Here is an 18,318-nt window from a genome sequence, read left to right as displayed (position 1 = left end):
TGTCGGCGGGGTGACGGCGGGTCAGCCGACGACCGTCCAGGTGTCGTTGCCCGCCAGCAGGGTGCTCAGGTCGCCCTTGCCGTGCTGCTCGATCGCGGCGTCGAGCTGGTCGGACATGAGGGTGTCGTAGACCGGGCGCTCCACGCTGCGCAGCACCCCGATGGGGGTGTGGTGCAGGGTGTCGGGGTCGGCGAGGCGGGAGAGTGCGAAAGCGGTGGTGGGGCTGGGGTTGTGGGCGTCGTGGACGAGGATGCTCGACCGGTTGTCCTCGGTGACGGTGACGACCTCCAGGTCGCCGGTCAGCGTGTCCCGCACGACCCCCTTGCCGCCGTCCGCCCCGAAGAGGATCGGCTTGCCGTGCTCCAGGCGGATGACGGCCTCCGCGGCCCGCTCCTTGTCCTTGAGGACCTCGAAGGCGCCGTCGTTGAAGATGTTGCAGTTCTGGTAGATCTCCACCAGGGCCGTGCCGGGGTGGTCGGCGGCGGCGCGGAGCACGCTCGTGAGGTGCTTGCGGTCGGAGTCGACGGTGCGGGCGACGAAGGAGGCCTCGGCGCCGATCGCCAGGGACACCGGGTTGAAGGGGGCGTCGAGGGATCCCATGGGCGTCGACTTGGTGATCTTGCCGACCTCGGACGTGGGGCTGTACTGGCCCTTGGTGAGGCCGTAGATCCTGTTGTTGAAGAGCAGGATCTTGAGGTTGACGTTGCGGCGCAGGGCGTGGATGAGGTGGTTCCCGCCGATGGACAGCGCGTCGCCGTCGCCCGTGACGACCCACACACTGAGGTCGCGGCGCGAGGTGGCCAGCCCGGTCGCGATGGAGGGGGCACGGCCGTGGATGGAGTGCATCCCGTAGGTGTTCATGTAGTACGGGAAGCGCGAGGAGCAGCCGATGCCGGAGACGAACGTGATGTTCTCCTTGGCCAGCCCGAGCTCCGGCATGAACCCCTGCACGGCCGCGAGCACCGCGTAGTCACCGCACCCCGGGCACCAGCGCACCTCCTGGTCGGACTTGAAGTCCTTCATGGACTGGGCACCCTCGGCCTTGGGCACCAGCTGGAGGAGTTCGTTGGTGGTGGTGTCAGGCATCGATGGCCTCCTTGAGCGCGGTGGCGAGCTGCTCGGCCTTGAAGGGCATTCCGTTGACCTGGTGGTGACTCTGCACGTCGACGAGGTACTTCGCCCTCAGGAGGGTGGCGAGCTGGCCGAGGTTCATCTCCGGCACGACGACCTTGTCGTACCGTTTCAGCACGTCCCCGAGATTCTTCGGGAACGGGTTGAGGTGGCGCAGATGTGCCTGGGCGACGATCTCGCCCGCCGCGCGCAGCCGGCGGACCGCCGCGGTGATCGGACCGTACGTCGAGCCCCAGCCCAGGGCGAGGGTGGTCGCGCCGGCCGGGTCGTCGACCTCCAGGTCGGGGACCTCGATCCCGTCGATCTTGGCCTGGCGGGTGCGGACCATGAAGTCGTGGTTGGCCGGGTCGTAGGAGATGTTCCCCGTGCCGTCCTGCTTCTCGATCCCGCCGATCCGGTGCTCCAGGCCCGGGGTCCCCGGTACCGCCCACGGACGGGCCAGCGTCCTGGGGTCCCGCTTGTAGGGCCAGAACACCTCCGTGCCGTCGGCGAGTTCGTGGTTCGGGCCGGTCGCGAACTGCACCCGAAGGTCGGGCAGCGTGTCGATCTCCGGGATCCGCCACGGCTCCGACCCGTTCGCTAGGTATCCGTCGGAGAGCAGGAAGACCGGGGTGCGGTAGGTCAGGGCGATCCGTGCGGCGTCGAGGGCCGCGTCGAAGCAGTCCGCCGGGGTCCTGGGCGCGACGACCGGGACCGGGGCCTCGCCGTTGCGCCCGTACATGGCCTGGAGCAGGTCCGCCTGCTCGGTCTTCGTCGGCAGGCCCGTCGAGGGGCCGCCCCGCTGGATGTCGACGATGAGCAGCGGCAGTTCCAGCGACACCGCCAGGCCGATGGTCTCCGACTTCAGCGCCACCCCGGGCCCGGAGGTCGTCGTCACCGCGAGGGATCCGCCGAACGCCGCGCCGAGCGCGGCGCCGATCCCGGCGATCTCGTCCTCGGCCTGGAAGGTGCGCACACCGAAGTTCTTGTGCCTGCTGAGCTCGTGCAGGATGTCCGAGGCGGGAGTGATGGGATACGAGCCCAGATACAGCGGCAGATCCGCCTGACGGCTCGCCGCGATCAGCCCGTACGACAGGGCCAGATTCCCCGAGATGTTGCGGTACGTGCCCGTGGGAAATGCCTGCGACGCCGGAGCGACCTCGTAGGAGACCGCGAAATCCTCGGTGGTCTCACCGAAATTCCAGCCGGCCCGGAAAGCCGCCACATTCGCCTCGGCGATGACCGGCTTCTTCGCGAACTTCGACCGGAGGAACTTCTCCGTGCCCTCCGTCGGGCGGTTGTACATCCAGGACAGCAGCCCGAGCGCGAACATGTTCTTCGACCGCTCGGCTTCCTTGCGGGAAAGCCCGAACTCCTTCAGCGCCTCGATCGTCAGCGTCGTCAGCGGCACCGGATGCACGTTGTACGCCTCGAGCGATCCGTCCTCCAGGGGCGAGACCGCATAACCGACCTTGGCCATGGGGCGCTTGGCGAATTCATCCGTGTTCACGATGATGTCGGCACCGCGCGGCACATCGGCGATATTCGCCTTCAGAGCCGCCGGATTCATGGCGACCAGAACGTTGGGCGCGTCGCCCGGCGTGAGGATGTCGTGGTCGGCGAAATGCAGCTGGAACGACGACACACCGGGCAGGGTCCCGGCAGGCGCCCGGATCTCGGCCGGGAAGTTCGGCAGTGTCGACAGGTCGTTCCCGAACGAAGCCGTCTCCGAGGTGAACCGGTCACCCGTCAACTGCATGCCGTCACCCGAGTCACCCGCGAAACGGATGATCACCCGGTCCAGGCGGCGGATTTCCTTCTCGGCGGCGCGCGTTCCGTCGGTAAAGGGGGCGCTGTGCTTCCCGGCGACGGCCTCGCCGGCGTCGTCGGTCTTTCCGGCTGGGCTACTGACCTGGCTGGTCACTGAACTGGACCTCCCTGGATGCGGCGGCACAGGACCGGCCGACCCGCCGGCGGTCCAGGCCCCACCCTACGTCTGTAAGGGTCGCCTTCCCTGGACCGATCATATGGTGGACGCGGCATCGAAACAGGAATTCATCCGACTACGCCCCCATTCCGCAACCTGCAGGTGGTCGCTCCGCCGCCCGCGGGCTCAGCCTTTCGACGTAGGACCGAGGGCGGGTCCGGCTTCCGCTCTTGTTCCGGATCGGGTTCCGGATCTTGTTCCCCGGGATTACGGAGCGCCTCCGCCCATGGCCCCGGTCAGGTTCTCGATCGTGCTTTCCTCGGGGCGCACCCGCGGAAGCGTGGTTCCGGAATGCGGTCCACGGGCAGGGCACCGAGGGGTATGCGGTTCTGCGCGTACGCACCCGTGCCGGCTGCGTGCACGTGCGACCCGGGCGCGTACGCGCGCAGCCCGTCAGGAGTTGAGATACGTGAGGACCGCCAGGACACGGCGGTGGTCCCCGTCGCTGGGCGAGAGGCCCAGCTTCTGGAAGATGTTGCTGACGTGCTTCTCCACGGCCCCGTCGCTGACCACCAGTTGCCTGGCGACCGCCGAATTCGTCCGCCCCTCGGCCATCAGTCCCAGGACCTCCCGCTCGCGCGGCGTGAGCCCCGCCAGCACGTCCTGCTTGCGGCTCCGGCCCAGCAACTGGGCCACCACCTCCGGGTCGAGGGCGGTCCCGCCCCGCGCCACCCGCACCACGGCGTCCACGAACTCCCTGACCTCGGCGACCCGGTCCTTGAGCAGGTAACCCACGCCCCGGCTGCTGCCCGCCAGCAACTCGGTGGCGTACTGCTCCTCGACGTACTGCGAGAGCACCAGCACCCCGATGCCGGGGTACTCCTTGCGCAGTCGCACCGCGGCCCGCACACCCTCGTCGGTGTGGGTGGGCGGCATCCGCACGTCGGCGACCACGACGTCCGGCAGCGCGTCCAGCGCGGCGAGATCGCTCACCGTCTTGATCAGCGCCTCGGCATCCCCCACCCCCGCGACGACGTCGTGCCCCAGATCGGTCAGCAGCCGGGTGAGTCCCTCCCGGAGCAGTACCGAATCCTCGGCGATGACGACCCGCACCCTGTCCACCACGACGTTGTGTCCCCCACTGTCGGTCCTGCTGCGCACACCGCCGGCGCGGCGTGCCTCCTGTCCCCAGCATCCCAGCTCCGGTGCCGGAGCGGGCCCGCCCGGTTCCTTCCCGGCCCGCCGGGGCTCCTCGAAGGCGCGGCTCCTGCCCGGCCGGGGCGCTCCCTGCGCCTGCCGCGCCGCAGCGCCCCGGCCGCCGTGGGGCGGGCCGGGGCGCTGCGCGCGTGCTGTCCGCGCCCCACGGGCGCCTGCCTCAGCCACGCCAGGGCAGCTCCGCGGTGACCGTGGTGGGACCGCCGACGGGGGAGTCGACGACCAGGACGCCGTCCACCGCGTCCAGCCTCTCGGCCAGGCCGGCCAGACCGCTGCCCGACGACACGTCGGCCCCGCCGCGCCCGTCGTCGGTCACCTGCAGCATCAGCCGGTCCGCCACCCGCCACACGTCGACCGAGGCACGGGCGGCCCGCGCGTGCTTGCTGACGTTCTGGAGGAGTTCGGACACGGTGAAGTAGGCGATGCCCTCGATGGCCTGCGCGGGCCGTGACTGCAGGTCCACGGTGACGGTGACGGGGACGGTGCAGCGGGAGGCGATGGCGGAGAGTGCGGCGTCCAGGCCCCGGTCGGTGAGGACGGCGGGGTGGATGCCGCGGGCGAGGTCGCGGAGTTCCTGGAGGGCGACCTTCACTTCGCCGTGGGCTTCGTCGACCATGCGGGCGGCGGCTTCGGGGTCGTCGGTGAGTTTCTCCTTGGCCAGTCCGAGGTCCATGGCGAGGGCGACGAGGCGGGCCTGGGCGCCGTCGTGGAGGTCGCGTTCGATGCGGCGCAGGTCGGCCGCGGCGGTGTCCACGACCACCCCCCGGTCCGACTCCAGTTCCGACACCCGGGTGGCCAGGCGGGACGGGCCGAGCAGGCCGAGGACCATCAGCCGGTCCACGGACGCCAGACCGCGGATGATCCACGGGGTGACCACGACGACGACCAGACCGAGGGCGCTGGTCAGCGTCAGGTCCAGGGAGGAGTCCAGGTAGACCTGGTGGGTGCTGTCCCCGTACAGCTGGATGCCGCCCACTCCCACGTACGCCGGGAAGACCCACTGCCAGAGCGGGTAGGTGAACGCGGCCCACCCGTACGCCCAGAACGTCAGCGAGACGCTGAACGCGAAGACCGCCCACGGCAGGTGCAGCAGCGCGTAGAGCAGGTGCCGCCAGGACACCCCGCTCTTCAGGACCGCGCCGACCCACGACATCAGGCCACCCGTCCTGCCACGTACCGGGGCCGGGTTTGCGACCTCGAGCTTCAGCAGCCCGCGTGCACGGCCCCGCTCCATCACGCCGAAGCCACGGCACATGACCAGTGCGGCGGCGAGGACCGGAATCCCGAGGAAGGTGATCAGCAGGCCCAGGCCCAGCGACACCATGGTGACCGCGAAGCCGAACAGCACCACGCCGATCGGCAGACTCAGGAGCAGATAGGCCAGCTCCCGCCAGGTACGCGCCTCGAAGGGCGCACGCACCACCGCAGGGAGGAGATGCCGTGCCGGGGGATGGTGCCCCGGCCCGGCCCCGGGCCCTTGGCGGTCCCGCGTGTCCGGTCCGTATGCCGTGGCCATCAGTGGCGTCCGTCCGTTTCTTCTCGGCGGGAACTCCCGCGGGTCTTCCGGGCGGGGTGTTCCCGCCGGCCCGGTACATCGGCTGATATCCCAAGACTGCTGTGCCCCGGGGCCTCACACCATGAGGACGGTCTCCGTATCGGCCGGGGGTTTTCCCCACCCCCAGGCTCCCGAGGCCCGGAGGGTGGCGCGCCCCCGCGGCGCCCGAACTCCTCGGCCCCGCGGGCGACGACCTTGTCTGCGGGGCCCGGGCGCCGCCCGTCTCCTCGACGGCGCACCGGGCCGCGTCGTGGCCCGTGCGCGGCGGGGTGGAAGGCAGCTGAGGGCTGTCCCGCGCTTTCCGGCGGGCGCGCGACGACAGCTACGGCACCCCGCCGCGTTGCCGGAACGCCCCCGTACATCCCGTGTGCGGACGTCCCTCCACCGTGCGACGCACCGCATCCGACCTTGCGCGCTGATCCACCGCGTATTCCCGTGACACCCCTCGGGCCACGAGGGCGGACCCCGTCGCCGGGAGGCCGTGCGGTCAGGGGCCGCGCCGGCCGCTGCCGCGCGCCCGTCGCCCGCCGTGGTCCGGCGGGGCGCGGGCGGTTCAGTCCCCCGGGACGGTGGCCGCCGCGCGGTCACGCCAGGGCAGTTCCGCGGTGACCGTGGTGGGACCGCCGGCCGGGCTGTCGACGGCGAAGGAGCCGTCGACAGCCCCGAGCCGCTCCGCCAGCCCCGCCATGCCCGTACCGCCGTCCACCCGCGCACCGCCCATACCGTCGTCCCGCACCTCGATCAGCAGCCGGTTCCCTGTGCGCCGGACGTCGACCGAGGCCGAGCGGGCACGGCTGTGCTTGCTGACGTTCTGGAGGAGTTCGGACACGGTGAAGTACGCGATGCCCTCGATCGCCTCCACCGGCCGGCCGGGCAGGTCCACGGTGACGGTGACGGGGACGGTGCAGCGGGAGGCGATGGCGGAGAGTGCGGCGTCCAGGCCCCGGTCGGTGAGGACGGCGGGGTGGATGCCGCGGGCGAGGTCGCGGAGTTCCTGGAGGGCGACCTTCACTTCGCCGTGGGCTTCGTCGACCATGCGGGCGGCGGCTTCGGGGTCGTCGGTGAGTTTCTCCTTGGCCAGTCCGAGGTCCATGGCGAGGGCGACGAGGCGGGCCTGGGCGCCGTCGTGGAGGTCGCGTTCGATGCGGCGCAGGTCGGCCGCGGCGGTGTCCACGACCACCCCCCGGTCCGACTCCAGTTCGGCGACCCTGCGCTCCAACTCGTCGGAGGGCGACAGCATGCCGCGGACCATCGCCCGGTCGGCGTTCGTCAGCCCCCGCGCGATGAACGGCAGCACGGGCCAGAGGACGAACAGACCCACCAGCGTCACGGCGAACGTGGCCACACCCCACGGCAGGCGAATGAACGAATACAGCAACGCCCGCCACGCCACCGGATCCTTCAGCCCGGCCCACAGCCAGGGGAAGAAGCCCCGGTCCCGGTGGCCGCGCGCCGGCGCGCTCGGCTCGTCGACCCGCACCCCGAGCATCGACCGCGCCCGGGCCCGTTCCCCACGCCCGAGCCCGCGGGCGCCCCGCAGGCCGAGCGCGAGCAGCGGCAGTCCGACCACGGTGACCGACAGCCCGAGGCCCACACCGACCAGGAACACCGTGTACACGAAACCCGCGATCGCCGTGGGGAGATTGGCCAGGAGGTAGGCGATCTCCTTCCACGTGCACCGGTCGAAGGCGAAGCGCACGGGCGGTGGCCCGGGGTCGTCGAGCCGCGCGTTCCCTGTCGGGGCGCTCCCCGGCAGGGTGAGGTCCGGGGCGGCGGGGTGCGACGGGTCGCGGTCCGGCGGTGGAGGGCTCAGGGTCATACGACCAGCCTGCCGGGCGGAAGACGCCCACGCCATGGGGTTCGTGGGTGAGGGGAAGTAGGGATAACCCCACCTCCCGCACCACACGGCTGCTCAGCCCTTCTGCGACAGGGCCTAGACTCCCGTGCGTACGTACAGACCGTCGAACGGGTTGAGGGAGCGAGGGGCGGACGTGGCGGACGTGCCGGGACCGACCGTTCTCGCGTCGGACTACTTCCACAGCTACTCAGTGGTCGGACTGCTCGCCCTCGTCGGCGTGCTGTTCGTCGCCGTCGCCTTCGGGGCCGGACGGCTGCTGAGGCCCGTGGTCCCGACGCCGGAGAAACTCCTCACCTACGAATGCGGCGTGGACCCCGTGGGGGAGGGCTGGGCCCACACCCAGGTCCGCTACTACGTCTACGCCTTCCTGTACGTGATCTTCGCCGTCGACTCGATCTTCCTGTTCCCGTGGGCGACGGTGTTCGCGGCCCCGGGATACGGCGCGACGACGCTGGTCGAGATGTTCGTCTTCCTCGGCTTCCTGGCCGTGGGACTGCTCTACGCATGGAAGAAGGGCGTCCTCGAATGGGCGTGACGCGCCGGCCGGATCCCGAACCGCTGCCCGATCCGACGCTGCTGCCGGAGCCGAAGAAGCTCGGTGTGCTGTCCAGGCTCGCACCCGAGCCGATGAAGGTGGTCCTCAACTGGGGCCGCCGCTACAGCCTCTGGGTCTTCAACTTCGGACTCGCATGCTGTGCCATCGAGTTCATCGCCGCTTCCATGGCACGGCACGACTTCATCCGGCTCGGTGTGATCCCCTTCGCGCCCGGCCCCCGGCAGGCCGACCTCATGATCGTGTCGGGAACGGTGACCGACAAGATGGCGCCGGCCGTGAAGCGCCTGTACGAGCAGATGCCCGAACCGAAGTACGTCATCTCCTTCGGAGCCTGCTCCAACTGCGGCGGGCCCTACTGGGATTCGTACTCCGTGACGAAGGGCGTCGACCAGATCATCCCCGTCGACGTGTACGTACCCGGCTGCCCGCCCCGGCCCGAGGCGCTCCTCCAGGGCATCCTCAAGCTCCAGGAGAAGATCGCCCGCGAGTCGCTCGCCGAGCGGTACGCGGAGCACGGGGCGGCCCGCCCGTCGGCCACGGCCCTGCGCAGCGGTCTCGTCGCCGGCCCGAAGGCGCCGGGGGAGGAGCCGAGGTGAGCGCCGCCGCCGACATGTACGCCCGGCTGCCCGACGCCGTCACCGACGTCTTCGGCGCGGAGGCCACGGCCACGTACGCGTACGACCTGCTGACCGTCGACGTGCCCGCCGCCTCCTGGATCACCGCGCTCGGAACGGCCCGCGACACCCTGGGCTGCAGCTACTTCGACTGGCTGAGCGCCGTCGACGAACCGGGCACCGGCTTCCGCGTCTGCGCCCATGTCGCGGCCCTGGGCGACGGTACGGTCCGGCGCCTGCTGGTCCGCACGACGGTCCCGCACGAGTCCCCCGCGCTGCCCAGCGCCGTCGGCGTGTACGCGGGCGCGGCCTGGCACGAGCGGGAGACCCACGAGATGTTCGGCATCGGCTTCGAGGGCCACCCGCACCTGGCGCCCCTGTTGCTGCCCGAGGGCTTCGAAGGGCACCCGCTGCGGAAGGACTTCGTCCTCGCGGCCCGGGTCGTGAAGGCCTGGCCGGGGGCGAAGGAGCCGGGCGAGTCGGAGCACGGGGGGCCCAAGCGGCGCACGATGCTGCCGCCCGGGGTACCGGATCCGAACGAATGGGGCCCGCTCAAAGGCCAGCTCCCGCCCGCCCCGGCACGCCCGGCCAGAGGAGGGCGTGCGGCGGGCGACCGCCCCGTACGCCGTACCCGCAGCGCGGCCGAGGGCTCGGCGGCCCAGCGGACCGCGGAGGCGGACGCCGCGGCGGCCCCGGACACGGCAGCACCGCCGCGCCGTACCCGTAGTGCTTCCCAGGGCCCGGCCGGCCGGACCGCCGCCGAATCCGCCGCTGGGCCGGCGTCCGGGGAGGCCCCGGTGCCTGAGGGCGCCCCCGCCACCCCGGAGACACCGTCGTCCGGGGAGGTTTCCGCGGCCGGGAAGGCCTCGCAGACCGGGGAAGCCCCGGCGCCTCGGACGTCTCCGGCCGAGGACGCGGCGGCGGCGACCGGGTCCGCGCCCGAGCCGGCTTCCGGCACCCCGTCGACGGGGCCGCGCCCCGCCGATGCCGGAACCACCGGCGCCCCGCCCGCGAGCCGGCGTGAGCCGCGATCGCCACGGAGCGCGGACGCACCCTGGCATCACGCCCAGCCTGCGTTCGGCGACACCCCGGAGAGCGGTGCCGACGGCGGTACTGACCGCGGTGCCGATGGTGGTTCCGCCGGTGCGGGCCACGGCGACAGCGAGGGGGCCACGCAGCCGCAGGCCGACCAGAGGCCCGAACGGGCCGAGCAGCCCGAGCCACCGGGCCGGCCTGCCCAGCCCGAGCCGGAGCTCCCGCCTGGACAGCACGAGCAGCCTGGAGCTGCCGAGCAGCCTGAGCGGACTGATCGTGTCAAGCGGTCCGGGGAGCCCGAACGGCCTGGCGATGGAGAGCAGCCTGAGCGGGCTGGTCGCGCCAAGCGGTCCGGGGAGCCCGAACGGCCACACGCTGCCGAGCAGTCCGACCGCGTCAAGCGGCCCGAACAGCCCGAACAGCCCGAACAGCCCGAACAGCCTGAGCGGTCTGCGGATCAGTCGTCCCCCGACCCCGTCGATCAAGGCCCGGCCGACCCCGAACCCGGTCCCGCCGCTCCCGGCGTGACCGGCTCGGACCCCGGAGACCCCGGCGCGGTCGGCTCGGACCCCGCCGGGGCAGGGGATTCCGGCGAGACCGGCTCCCGGCCTGCCGGCCCCCGCCCTGCACCCCCGTCCGACCGTCCCGCCGGAGGCGATACCGCGTGAACGACGTACTCGACGTCGCCATCCGGCTCGTCATCGTTTTCGCCGTGTTCATGGTCCTCCCGCTCGTCGTCGGGCAGGCGGAGCACAAGGTGATGGCTCACATGCAGGGCCGGCTCGGCCCCATGTACGCGGGCGGCTTCCACGGGTGGGCGCAGCTCGTCGCCGACGGGGTGAAGTTCGCACAGAAGGAAGACATCGTGCCCGCCGCCGCGGACCGCCGCGTCTTCCAGCTGGCCCCCGCCGTCGCCCTCCTCCCGTACCTCCTCGTACTCGTCGCCCTTCCGATCGGCCCGAGCGAGGGCGCGGTCGGCCAGGTGGTCGACGCCGGCATCTTCTTCGTGCTCGCCGTCATGGGCGTCGGCGTACTCGGTTCGCTGATGGCGGGCTGGGCCTCCGCCAACAAGTTCTCCCTCCTCGGCGGCCTCCGTACCGCCGCTCAACTGCTCGCCTACGAACTGCCGATGCTGCTGGCCGCCGCCTCCGTGGCGATGGCGGCCGGCACCGTCTCGCTCCCCGGCATCCTGAACGCCTTCCAATGGTGGTGGCTGCCCTGGCAGATCGTCGGCGCCCTGGTCTTCTTCGTGGCCGGGCTCGCCGAACTCCAGCGTCCCCCCTTCGACATGCCGGTCGCCGACTCGGAGATCATCTTCGGCGCGTACACCGAGTACTCGGGCCTCCGCTTCGCCCTGTTCCTCCTCGCCGAGTACGCCGGCATCGTCGTCCTGTGCGGGCTGACCACCGTCCTGTTCCTCGGCGGCTGGCACGGCCCGCTCGGCGCCGACGGTCTCGGCTGGGTCTGGACCCTGCTCAAGACCGCCGTGCTGGCGTTCGTCGTCATCTGGCTCCGTGTCACCTACCCCCGGCTGCGCGAGGACCAGTTGCAGAAGCTCGCCTGGACCGTGCTCATCCCTCTCGCCCTCGCGCAGATCGCGCTCACGGGCATCGTGAAGGTGGCGATCGACTAGTGCCCCCGATCCCCGGCTCAGGCCTGGCCAAGGGCCTCGCCGTCACCCTGCGCACCATGACGAAGCGCACGGTCACCGCCCAGTACCCGGACGTCCAGCCCGAGCTGCCGCCCCGCAGTCGCGGTGTCATCGGTCTGTTCGAGGAGAACTGCACGGTCTGCATGCTCTGCGCCCGTGAGTGCCCCGACTGGTGCATCTACATCGACTCCCACAAGGAGACGGTGCCCGCCGCCGCCCCCGGCGGCCGTGAGCGCAGCCGCAACGTCCTGGACCGCTTCGCGATCGACTTCGCCCTCTGCATGTACTGCGGAATCTGCATCGAGGTGTGTCCTTTCGACGCGCTCTTCTGGTCACCGGAGTTCGAGTACGCGGAGACGGACATCCTCGAGCTCACCCACGAGCGCGACAAGCTCCGTGAGTGGATGTGGACCGTGCCCGAGCCGCCCGCACTCGACGCGGCGGCCGAGGAACCGAAGGAGATCGCCGCCGCCCGTAAGACGGCCGACAAGCTCCGGGCCCAGGACAGCGAGCAGGGAGGAGGGAAGTGATCCCCGCAGCCGCCGGCCATCCCGGGTTCCTGTCGCCGACCGGTGTGGAGATCGCCTTCGTCCTCGTCGGCCTCGCCACCCTCGGCGCGGCCCTCGTCACCGTCACGACCAAGCAACTCGTGCACGCCGCCCTGTGGCTCGTCGTGGCGCTCGGCGGCCTGGCCGTCGAGTACCTCCTGCTCACGGCCGAGTTCATCGCCTGGGTGCAGGTCCTGATCTACGTCGGCTCGATCGTCGTCCTCCTTCTCTTCGGGCTCATGCTCACCCGCGCCCCCATCGGCCGCTCCCCGGACGCCGACTCGGACAACCGGTGGATCGCCGCAGGCGTGGCCGGGGCCTCGGCCGCCGTACTGGTCTGGGTCGTCGCGGACGCCTTCCGTACGACATGGATCGACCTGGACGGCCCCGCCCAGGGCTCCACCCAGGCCACCGGAGCATTTCTCTTCCGGCACTGGGTCCTGCCGTTCGAAGCCCTGTCCGTCCTCCTGCTCGCCGCCCTCGTCGGTGCGATCGTCCTGTCCCGCAAGGACCGGGGGACGCTCCCCGGCAAGGACCGGGGAGCGGCGCCGCGCACCGTCGGGGGAGCCGCGCCGGGCGACGACCGGGCGGCCACGCCCGCCGAGGACGGGGAAGCGGCCCCCGACGCGGTGCCGGAAGCCGGCTCCCGCACGGACCGGGAGGGCACGAGCTGATGCATCTCGCCTATCCCGCCGTCCTCGCCGTCCTCCTCTTCTGCGTCGGGCTGTACGGCGTGCTCGCCCGCCGCAACACGATCCTCGTCCTGATGTCCGTCGAGCTGATGCTCAACGCGGTCAACCTCAACCTCGTCGCCTTCGACGTCTGGCTTCGCGACGCACTCCACTCCGGGCAGGCCCTCACCCTCTTCACGATCGCCCTCGCCGCAGCCGAGATCGGTATCGGCCTGGCAATCGTCCTGGCCGTTTACCGCAACCGCGGCAGCTCGGACATCGACCGGCTCCGCGACACCGCCGAGACCGACGCCGCGGAAGCGCTCCCCGACGACGAGGACGCCGCCGACGGCACCGCAGACCAGGCCACTGCTCCGGCAGGGAAGGCAAAGAAGGCGGAGGCCACCGCGTGACCACCACGACCCTTGCCGTCCTCGTCCCCCTCCTCCCCTTCCTGGGCGCCGCCGCCGGACTCCTGTTCGGCAGGACCGTCCCCGGATTGGTCCGGCCCCTCGCCGTGCTGCCCACCCTCCTCGCAGCCGTCATCGCCGCCGTCGTCGCCGCACGCCAGGGCGGTGGGCGTGCCGTCGACGCCGCGACCCAGCTCACGCCCACCGGCTCGGTCCCCATCGACCTCGCCCTGCACCTCGACGGCTTCGCCGTCCTCGTCGCCGTGCTCGTCGGACTCGTCGCGACCTGCGTCCAGGTCTACTCGACCGCCTATCTGAAGGACGACGCCCGCTACCCCTCGTACGCGGCCCTCGTCTCCCTCTTCACCTCCGCGATGCTGCTCGTCGTCTACTCGGGCGACCTGATGGTGCTCCTGGTCGGCTGGGAGATCATGGGCATCTGCTCGTACTTCCTGGTCGGCCACTACTGGGAGACGCCCGAGGCTCGTGCCGCCTCCCTGAAGGCCTTCCTCGTCACCAAGCTCGGTGACGTGCCCTTCCTCATCGGCCTGTTCGCCCTGGCGGCGGACACCGGCACCTTCCGCATCACCGGCATCCTGGCCGCCGTCGGTAACGGCGGACTCGACCACCCCACCCTCATCGCGCTGCTGCTGCTCGCGGGCGTCGCCGGCAAGTCCGCCCAGTTCCCCCTGCACACCTGGCTGCCCGACGCGATGGCCGGCCCCACCCCCGTCTCCGCGCTCATCCACGCCGCGACGATGGTCGCCGCCGGCATCTACTTCGTCGCCCGGCTCCTTCCCGTCTTCGCCGCCTCCGGCGCGGCGCTCGTCGTCCTCGCCGTGATGGCGGCCGTCACGATGATCGGGTCGGGGCTGGCCGCCCTCGCGCAGGACGACATCAAACGCGTCCTCGCCTACTCGACCATCGGCCAGCTCGGCTACATGTCCGGTGCCCTGGCCGTCGGCGACCGCGGAGCCGCCGTCTTCCACCTCCTGTCGCACGGCGCGTTCAAAGCCGTCCTCTTCCTCGCCGCGGGTGTCGTCATCCACGCAGCGGGGACCAACTCACTCGCCGCCATGTCCCGCATGAGCGGCCTGGCCACGCGCATCCCCGACGCCTACTGGACGATGACCGTCGCCCTGCTCGCGCTCGCCGCCATCCCGCCCTTCGCCGGTTTCTTCTCCAAGGAAGCCGTACTGGTCGCCGCCGAGCACACCGCCCTCGGCGACCGCACCGTGGCCCCGGCGGCGGCGGGCTGGACGGTGCTCGTCGCCGGACTCGCCGCCGCGCTGCTGACCGCCGCCTACGCCACCCGCCTGTGGCTCCTCACCTTCCGCGGACGCGGCGCCGAGGTGCCCGACCACGGCAAGCAGCCCGCCGCGATGACCTCCGTCCTGTGGGTGCTCGCCGTTCCCACGATCGCCTTCGGCCTCACGGCCGGAGCCCTGACCGACTGGTTCGACGGACACAGCCTCACCCCCACCCTCACGACCGCCGTCCTGTCCACCGGCATCGGCCTCGTCGGCGGACTCGTCACCTACGGGGCCTGGCGCCACACCGCCACGCTCGCCGGCCGGCCCCCGGTGGGCGCGGTCGCCGCCCACCCCGACGCCGAACCGGCCCTCGTGGAAGCCGAGGCGATGACGTCGCACACCGCCGCCTACGGCACCATCGCGGGGGCCCCCGACCCCTCGGACCCCGGCCGCCTCCTGCTCGGCCGCCTGCACCGCCACGCGGTCACCGGATTCCACCTCGACGCCCTCTGCACGGCGCTCTTCGTACGCCCCGTCCGGGCCGCCGCCCTCCTCGTCCGCTTCCTGGACCGCGAGGTCGTCGACACCTACGTACGCGGCTCCGGCACCCTCGCCCGCGGACTCGGCGCGGCGGTCCGCCGCGCACAGACGGGCAACGTGCAGACCTACCTGGGCGCGATGCTCGCCGGAACCCTCGTCCTGGCGATCGCCGCCGTCGTCTTCGCCAACGTCAACGCCGGGGCGTGAGCCATGATCGATATCAGCGCATCCGTGATGCAGTTCCTTCTGGCGTTCGTCGTCGTCGCGCCGCTCCTCGGCGCGGCCGCCGCGCTGCTGCCCGCCCCGCCCGGACTCAAGGGCAGGGACCCCGGCCAGGCCGTACTCCGCCACGGCGTCACCGTGACCGGCGCGGTCCTGCTCGCCGCTCTCCTGCTGGCCGCCGGATTCGACCACGGCAACCCGTCGAGGATGCAGGCCACCACGGACATCAGCTGGATCCCGGCACTCGACGTGCGGATCCACCTCGGTACGGACGGCATCTCGCTCCCCCTCCTCGTCCTCACCGCGCTGCTGACCTTCCTCTGCGCGCTCCACAGCTACTTCAAGCTCCCCGCAGGTCCCTCCGCGAAGGGCTTCGTCGCACTCGTCCTCCTCCTCGAGTCCGGCACACTGGCGACCTTCGCCGTCCTCGACCTGCTGCTGTTCTTCCTGGCCTTCGAGATGGTCCTCATCCCGATGTACTTCCTCATCGCCCGCTGGGGCGGCGACCGGAAGCAGCCCGCCGCCTGGAAGTTCATCCTCTACACGCTGCTCGGTTCCGTGGTCATGCTGCTGGGACTGCTCCTCGTCGGGCTGAAGAGCGGCACGTTCGACATGGTGGCACTCGCCACTGACAACGGCCGCGGCCTCACCGCGTCCGTGCAGGTCACCGCGGTACTGGCCATCGGTGTCGGCCTCGCGGTGAAAACCCCCATGTGGCCGCTGCACAGCTGGCTCCCCGACGCCCACACCGCCGCCCCGACCGTGGGCTCCGTGCTTCTCGCCGGCGTCCTGCTGAAGATGGGTACATACGGATTCGTCCGTATCCTGCTCCCCGTCGCCCCCGACGGGATGCGGACCTTCGCGCCGTATCTCGCCGCGTTCGCCGTCGTCGGGATCATCTACGGATCCCTCGCCTGCCTCGCGCTCGTCCGCCCCGGCGCCCGAGGCGATCTCAAGCGCCTCATCGCCTACTCGTCCGTGGGCCACATGGGATTCGTCCTCCTCGGTATCGCGACCATGACCCCCACCGGAGTCAACGGCGCCCTGTTCGCCAACATCGCCCACGGCCTCATCACCGGTCTGCTGTTCTTCCTGGTCGGAGCCGTCAAGGACCGTTACGGCACAGCCGATCTGGACACCCTCTCGGGAGCGACCGGGGCCGCCCTCTACGGCCGGGCGCCCCGCCTGGGCGGTCTGCTCGCCTTCGCGGCCATCGCCTCACTCGGTCTCCCCGGCCTGGCCGGGTTCTGGGGGGAGATGCTCACCCTGTTCGGCGCCTTCGACCCCGCCGAGGGCCTCAGCCGCCCCGCCTTCCTCACGTACATGTCCCTCGGCGCCCTCGGCACCCTGCTCACCGCCGCGTACATGCTCATGGTCGTACGCCGTGTCTGCATGGGCGGGAACCGTGGACAGGCGCACGCGCTCGCCGACATCCAGCGCTACGAACTCGCCGCCTGGACCCCGCTCGCCGCCCTCACCGTCCTCGCCGGACTCTGGCCGGCCGTCCTCCTCGGCCTCACCGACCCGGCCGTCCAGAAGCTCCTCGCAGGAGGCAAGTCGTGACCGTGGCAGCCGACAGCGCAACCGGGGCCGCGAGCCTCGTCCAGTCCGTCGACTGGCTCGCCGTCGCGCCTCCCGTCACCGCCGCGTCCGTGGCGCTGCTCGTCCTCGTCGCCGACCTCTTCGTCCCGGAGCGGCGCAAGCCGCTGCTCGGCTACGGAGCCGTCGCCGGTCTCGTCGCCGCACTCGCCCTGCTCGTCCCACTGCGCGCCGGAGACCGCTCCACCTTCTGCCTCACCACCGGGACGCAGGCCTGCAGCTACACGGCCGACCACTTCTCCCTCGTCATCCAGGCCCTCGTGCTCGGCGGCGCACTGCTCACCGCCCTGCTGTCGATCGGCGACACCCGCAGGCTCCCGGCGGGCGAGTTCTGGTTCCTGCTGTTGTCCTCCGCGGCGGGCGCCGCGCTGCTGCCCGCCGCCCGCGACCTCGCCACCCTCGTCGTCGCCCTCGAAGTCGCCTCGCTCCCCGCCTTCGCCCTCGTCGGCATCAAACGCGGTGACCGCCGCTCCTCCGAGGCGGCCCTGAAGTTCTTCCTGTCCTCCGTCGTCGCCACCGCCGTCATGCTCCTGGGAGTCAGCTTCGTCTACGCGACGACCGGCACCCTGCACCTCACGGAGATCGCGGCCCGCCTCGACGACGTACCCGGCCGGTTCGACGTCCTCGCCGAGGCCGGAGTCGTCCTCACGCTCGTCGGCTTCGCCTTCAAGACGGCCGCCGCGCCCTTCCACTTCTGGGTGCCCGACACCTACGTCGGCGCCCCGCTCCCCATCGCCGCCTACCTCTCCGTGGTCGGCAAGGCGGTCGGCTTCTCCGGGCTGATCCTGGTCACCGTGATCGGCTTCCCCGCGTACGCCGACGTCTGGGGGCCCGCCCTGGCGGTCCTCGCCGCCCTCACCATGACCGTCGGGAACGTGGCCGCACTCCGGCAGAGCGCCACCCGCGCCCGCAGCGCCGTACGCCTCCTGGCCTGGTCGTCCGTCGGCCAGGCCGGCTACCTCCTCGTCCCCGTCGCGGCCGCCGCGTACTCCAGCGACGAGCAGATCGGCTCCACCGTCGCGTACGCCCTCATGTACGCCGTCGTGAACCTCGGGGCGTTCGCCGTGGCCGCCCTCGTCGCACGCGCCCACCCCGGCAACCGCCTCTCCGACTACCGCGGCCTGTACGCCACCCGCCCCGTGGCGGCCCTCGCCATGGCCTTCTTCCTGCTCTGCCTGGCCGGACTGCCACCCGGTGTCATCGGCCTCTTCGCCAAGGTCACCGTGTTCTCGGCGGCCGTCGACGCAGGGCTCGGCTGGCTCGCCGTGGTCATGGCCGTCAACGTGGTGATCGCCCTCTACTACTACCTCCGGTGGACGGCGGCACTCTTCCGCGCCCCGGAAGGCGCACCCGGGAGCGAGCAGGCACCCGTCGCCCCCACACTCGCCGTCCCGGCACCTCTGACCTCAGTGATCGTGCTCACCGCGGCAGCCGCGCTCGTCCTCTCCGGAGCCCCCCAGCTGGTACTCCGCTTCGCCGCCGTCAGCCTCTTCTGAGCCTCGCGCGCACGACCCCCTGAACCGCAGGAAGATCGGCTTGCCCACGCGTGCGCGC

The 18,318-nt window shown here is 71.7% G+C and carries 15 protein-coding genes; 10 read left to right on the top strand and 5 right to left on the bottom strand.

What is annotated here, in order from left to right; translation table 11 throughout:
* Positions 1-21: 21 nt before the first annotated feature.
* The 5 genes from BA175_RS11680 to BA175_RS11660 form a co-directional block, all read right to left on the bottom strand.
* A complete protein-coding gene (locus tag BA175_RS11680) occupies positions 22-1,086 on the bottom strand; it encodes a 2-oxoacid:ferredoxin oxidoreductase subunit beta (RefSeq protein WP_069171221.1) in 1,065 nt (354 codons plus the stop codon).
* Complete coding sequence (locus BA175_RS11675) at positions 1,079-3,034, bottom strand: 2-oxoacid:acceptor oxidoreductase subunit alpha (protein ID WP_069171220.1); 1,956 nt, start codon at positions 3,032-3,034, stop codon at positions 1,079-1,081. Before BA175_RS11675 ends, BA175_RS11680 begins: the two co-directional genes overlap by 8 nt.
* Positions 3,035-3,490: 456 nt before the next feature.
* Positions 3,491-4,150 (bottom strand): response regulator transcription factor, encoded by a 660-nt coding sequence (locus BA175_RS11670; protein ID WP_069172062.1) that lies wholly within the window; start codon positions 4,148-4,150, stop codon positions 3,491-3,493.
* A gap of 262 nt (positions 4,151-4,412) precedes the next feature.
* Positions 4,413-5,768 carry a sensor histidine kinase gene (locus BA175_RS11665; protein ID WP_069171219.1) on the bottom strand — a complete coding sequence of 452 codons (1,356 nt, stop codon included), beginning with the start codon at positions 5,766-5,768 and terminating at the stop codon, positions 4,413-4,415.
* Between the two features lie 592 nt (positions 5,769-6,360).
* Positions 6,361-7,626 carry a sensor histidine kinase gene (locus BA175_RS11660; RefSeq protein ID WP_079159502.1) on the bottom strand — a complete coding sequence of 422 codons (1,266 nt, stop codon included), beginning with the start codon at positions 7,624-7,626 and terminating at the stop codon, positions 6,361-6,363.
* 172 nt (positions 7,627-7,798) lie between these two features.
* On the opposite strand from BA175_RS11660, the gene BA175_RS11655 reads away from it, so the two are divergent.
* The 10 genes from BA175_RS11655 to BA175_RS11610 are packed head-to-tail and all read left to right on the top strand — an operon-like array spanning position 7,799 to position 18,260.
* Positions 7,799-8,200, top strand: coding sequence for an NADH-quinone oxidoreductase subunit A (locus BA175_RS11655; protein WP_069171218.1), 402 nt, complete (start codon positions 7,799-7,801; stop codon positions 8,198-8,200).
* Entirely contained in the window at positions 8,191-8,817 is a 627-nt protein-coding gene (locus BA175_RS11650; protein ID WP_069171217.1) for an NADH-quinone oxidoreductase subunit B, read from the top strand. Before BA175_RS11655 ends, BA175_RS11650 begins: the two co-directional genes overlap by 10 nt.
* A 14-nt stretch (positions 8,818-8,831) precedes the next feature.
* Positions 8,832-10,538 carry an NADH-quinone oxidoreductase subunit C gene (locus BA175_RS11645; protein ID WP_079159624.1) on the top strand — a complete coding sequence of 569 codons (1,707 nt, stop codon included), beginning with the start codon at positions 8,832-8,834 and terminating at the stop codon, positions 10,536-10,538.
* A complete protein-coding gene (locus tag BA175_RS11640) occupies positions 10,535-11,503 on the top strand; it encodes a complex I subunit 1/NuoH family protein (protein ID WP_069171215.1) in 969 nt (322 codons plus the stop codon). The genes BA175_RS11645 and BA175_RS11640 overlap by 4 nt, the downstream gene beginning before the upstream one ends.
* On the top strand, positions 11,503-12,051 hold the full coding sequence (locus BA175_RS11635; RefSeq protein ID WP_069171214.1) for a NuoI/complex I 23 kDa subunit family protein: 549 nt from the start codon (positions 11,503-11,505) through the stop codon (positions 12,049-12,051). Before BA175_RS11640 ends, BA175_RS11635 begins: the two co-directional genes overlap by 1 nt.
* Entirely contained in the window at positions 12,048-12,743 is a 696-nt protein-coding gene (locus BA175_RS11630; RefSeq protein ID WP_254667854.1) for an NADH-quinone oxidoreductase subunit J family protein, read from the top strand. Before BA175_RS11635 ends, BA175_RS11630 begins: the two co-directional genes overlap by 4 nt.
* Positions 12,743-13,153 (top strand): NADH-quinone oxidoreductase subunit NuoK, encoded by a 411-nt coding sequence (gene nuoK / locus BA175_RS11625; protein ID WP_069171213.1) that lies wholly within the window; start codon positions 12,743-12,745, stop codon positions 13,151-13,153. Before BA175_RS11630 ends, nuoK begins: the two co-directional genes overlap by 1 nt.
* Positions 13,150-15,150, top strand: coding sequence for an NADH-quinone oxidoreductase subunit 5 family protein (locus BA175_RS11620; protein ID WP_069171212.1), 2,001 nt, complete (start codon positions 13,150-13,152; stop codon positions 15,148-15,150). Before nuoK ends, BA175_RS11620 begins: the two co-directional genes overlap by 4 nt.
* Before the next feature lie 27 nt (positions 15,151-15,177).
* Positions 15,178-16,728: a complex I subunit 4 family protein gene (locus tag BA175_RS11615; RefSeq protein WP_069171211.1), complete on the top strand. Its 1,551-nt coding sequence runs from the start codon at positions 15,178-15,180 to the stop codon at positions 16,726-16,728.
* Positions 16,725-18,260, top strand: coding sequence for an NADH-quinone oxidoreductase subunit N (locus BA175_RS11610; RefSeq protein WP_069171210.1), 1,536 nt, complete (start codon positions 16,725-16,727; stop codon positions 18,258-18,260). The genes BA175_RS11615 and BA175_RS11610 overlap by 4 nt, the downstream gene beginning before the upstream one ends.
* Positions 18,261-18,318: the final 58 nt, after the last annotated feature.

Origin of the sequence: Streptomyces griseus (assembly GCF_001715295.1) — a bacterium.
Taxonomy (GTDB): Bacteria; Actinomycetota; Actinomycetes; order Streptomycetales; family Streptomycetaceae; genus Streptomyces; species Streptomyces griseus_G.
Note: the sequence above shows the minus strand (reverse complement) of the source record. Positions and strands in the feature narration are given on the sequence as shown.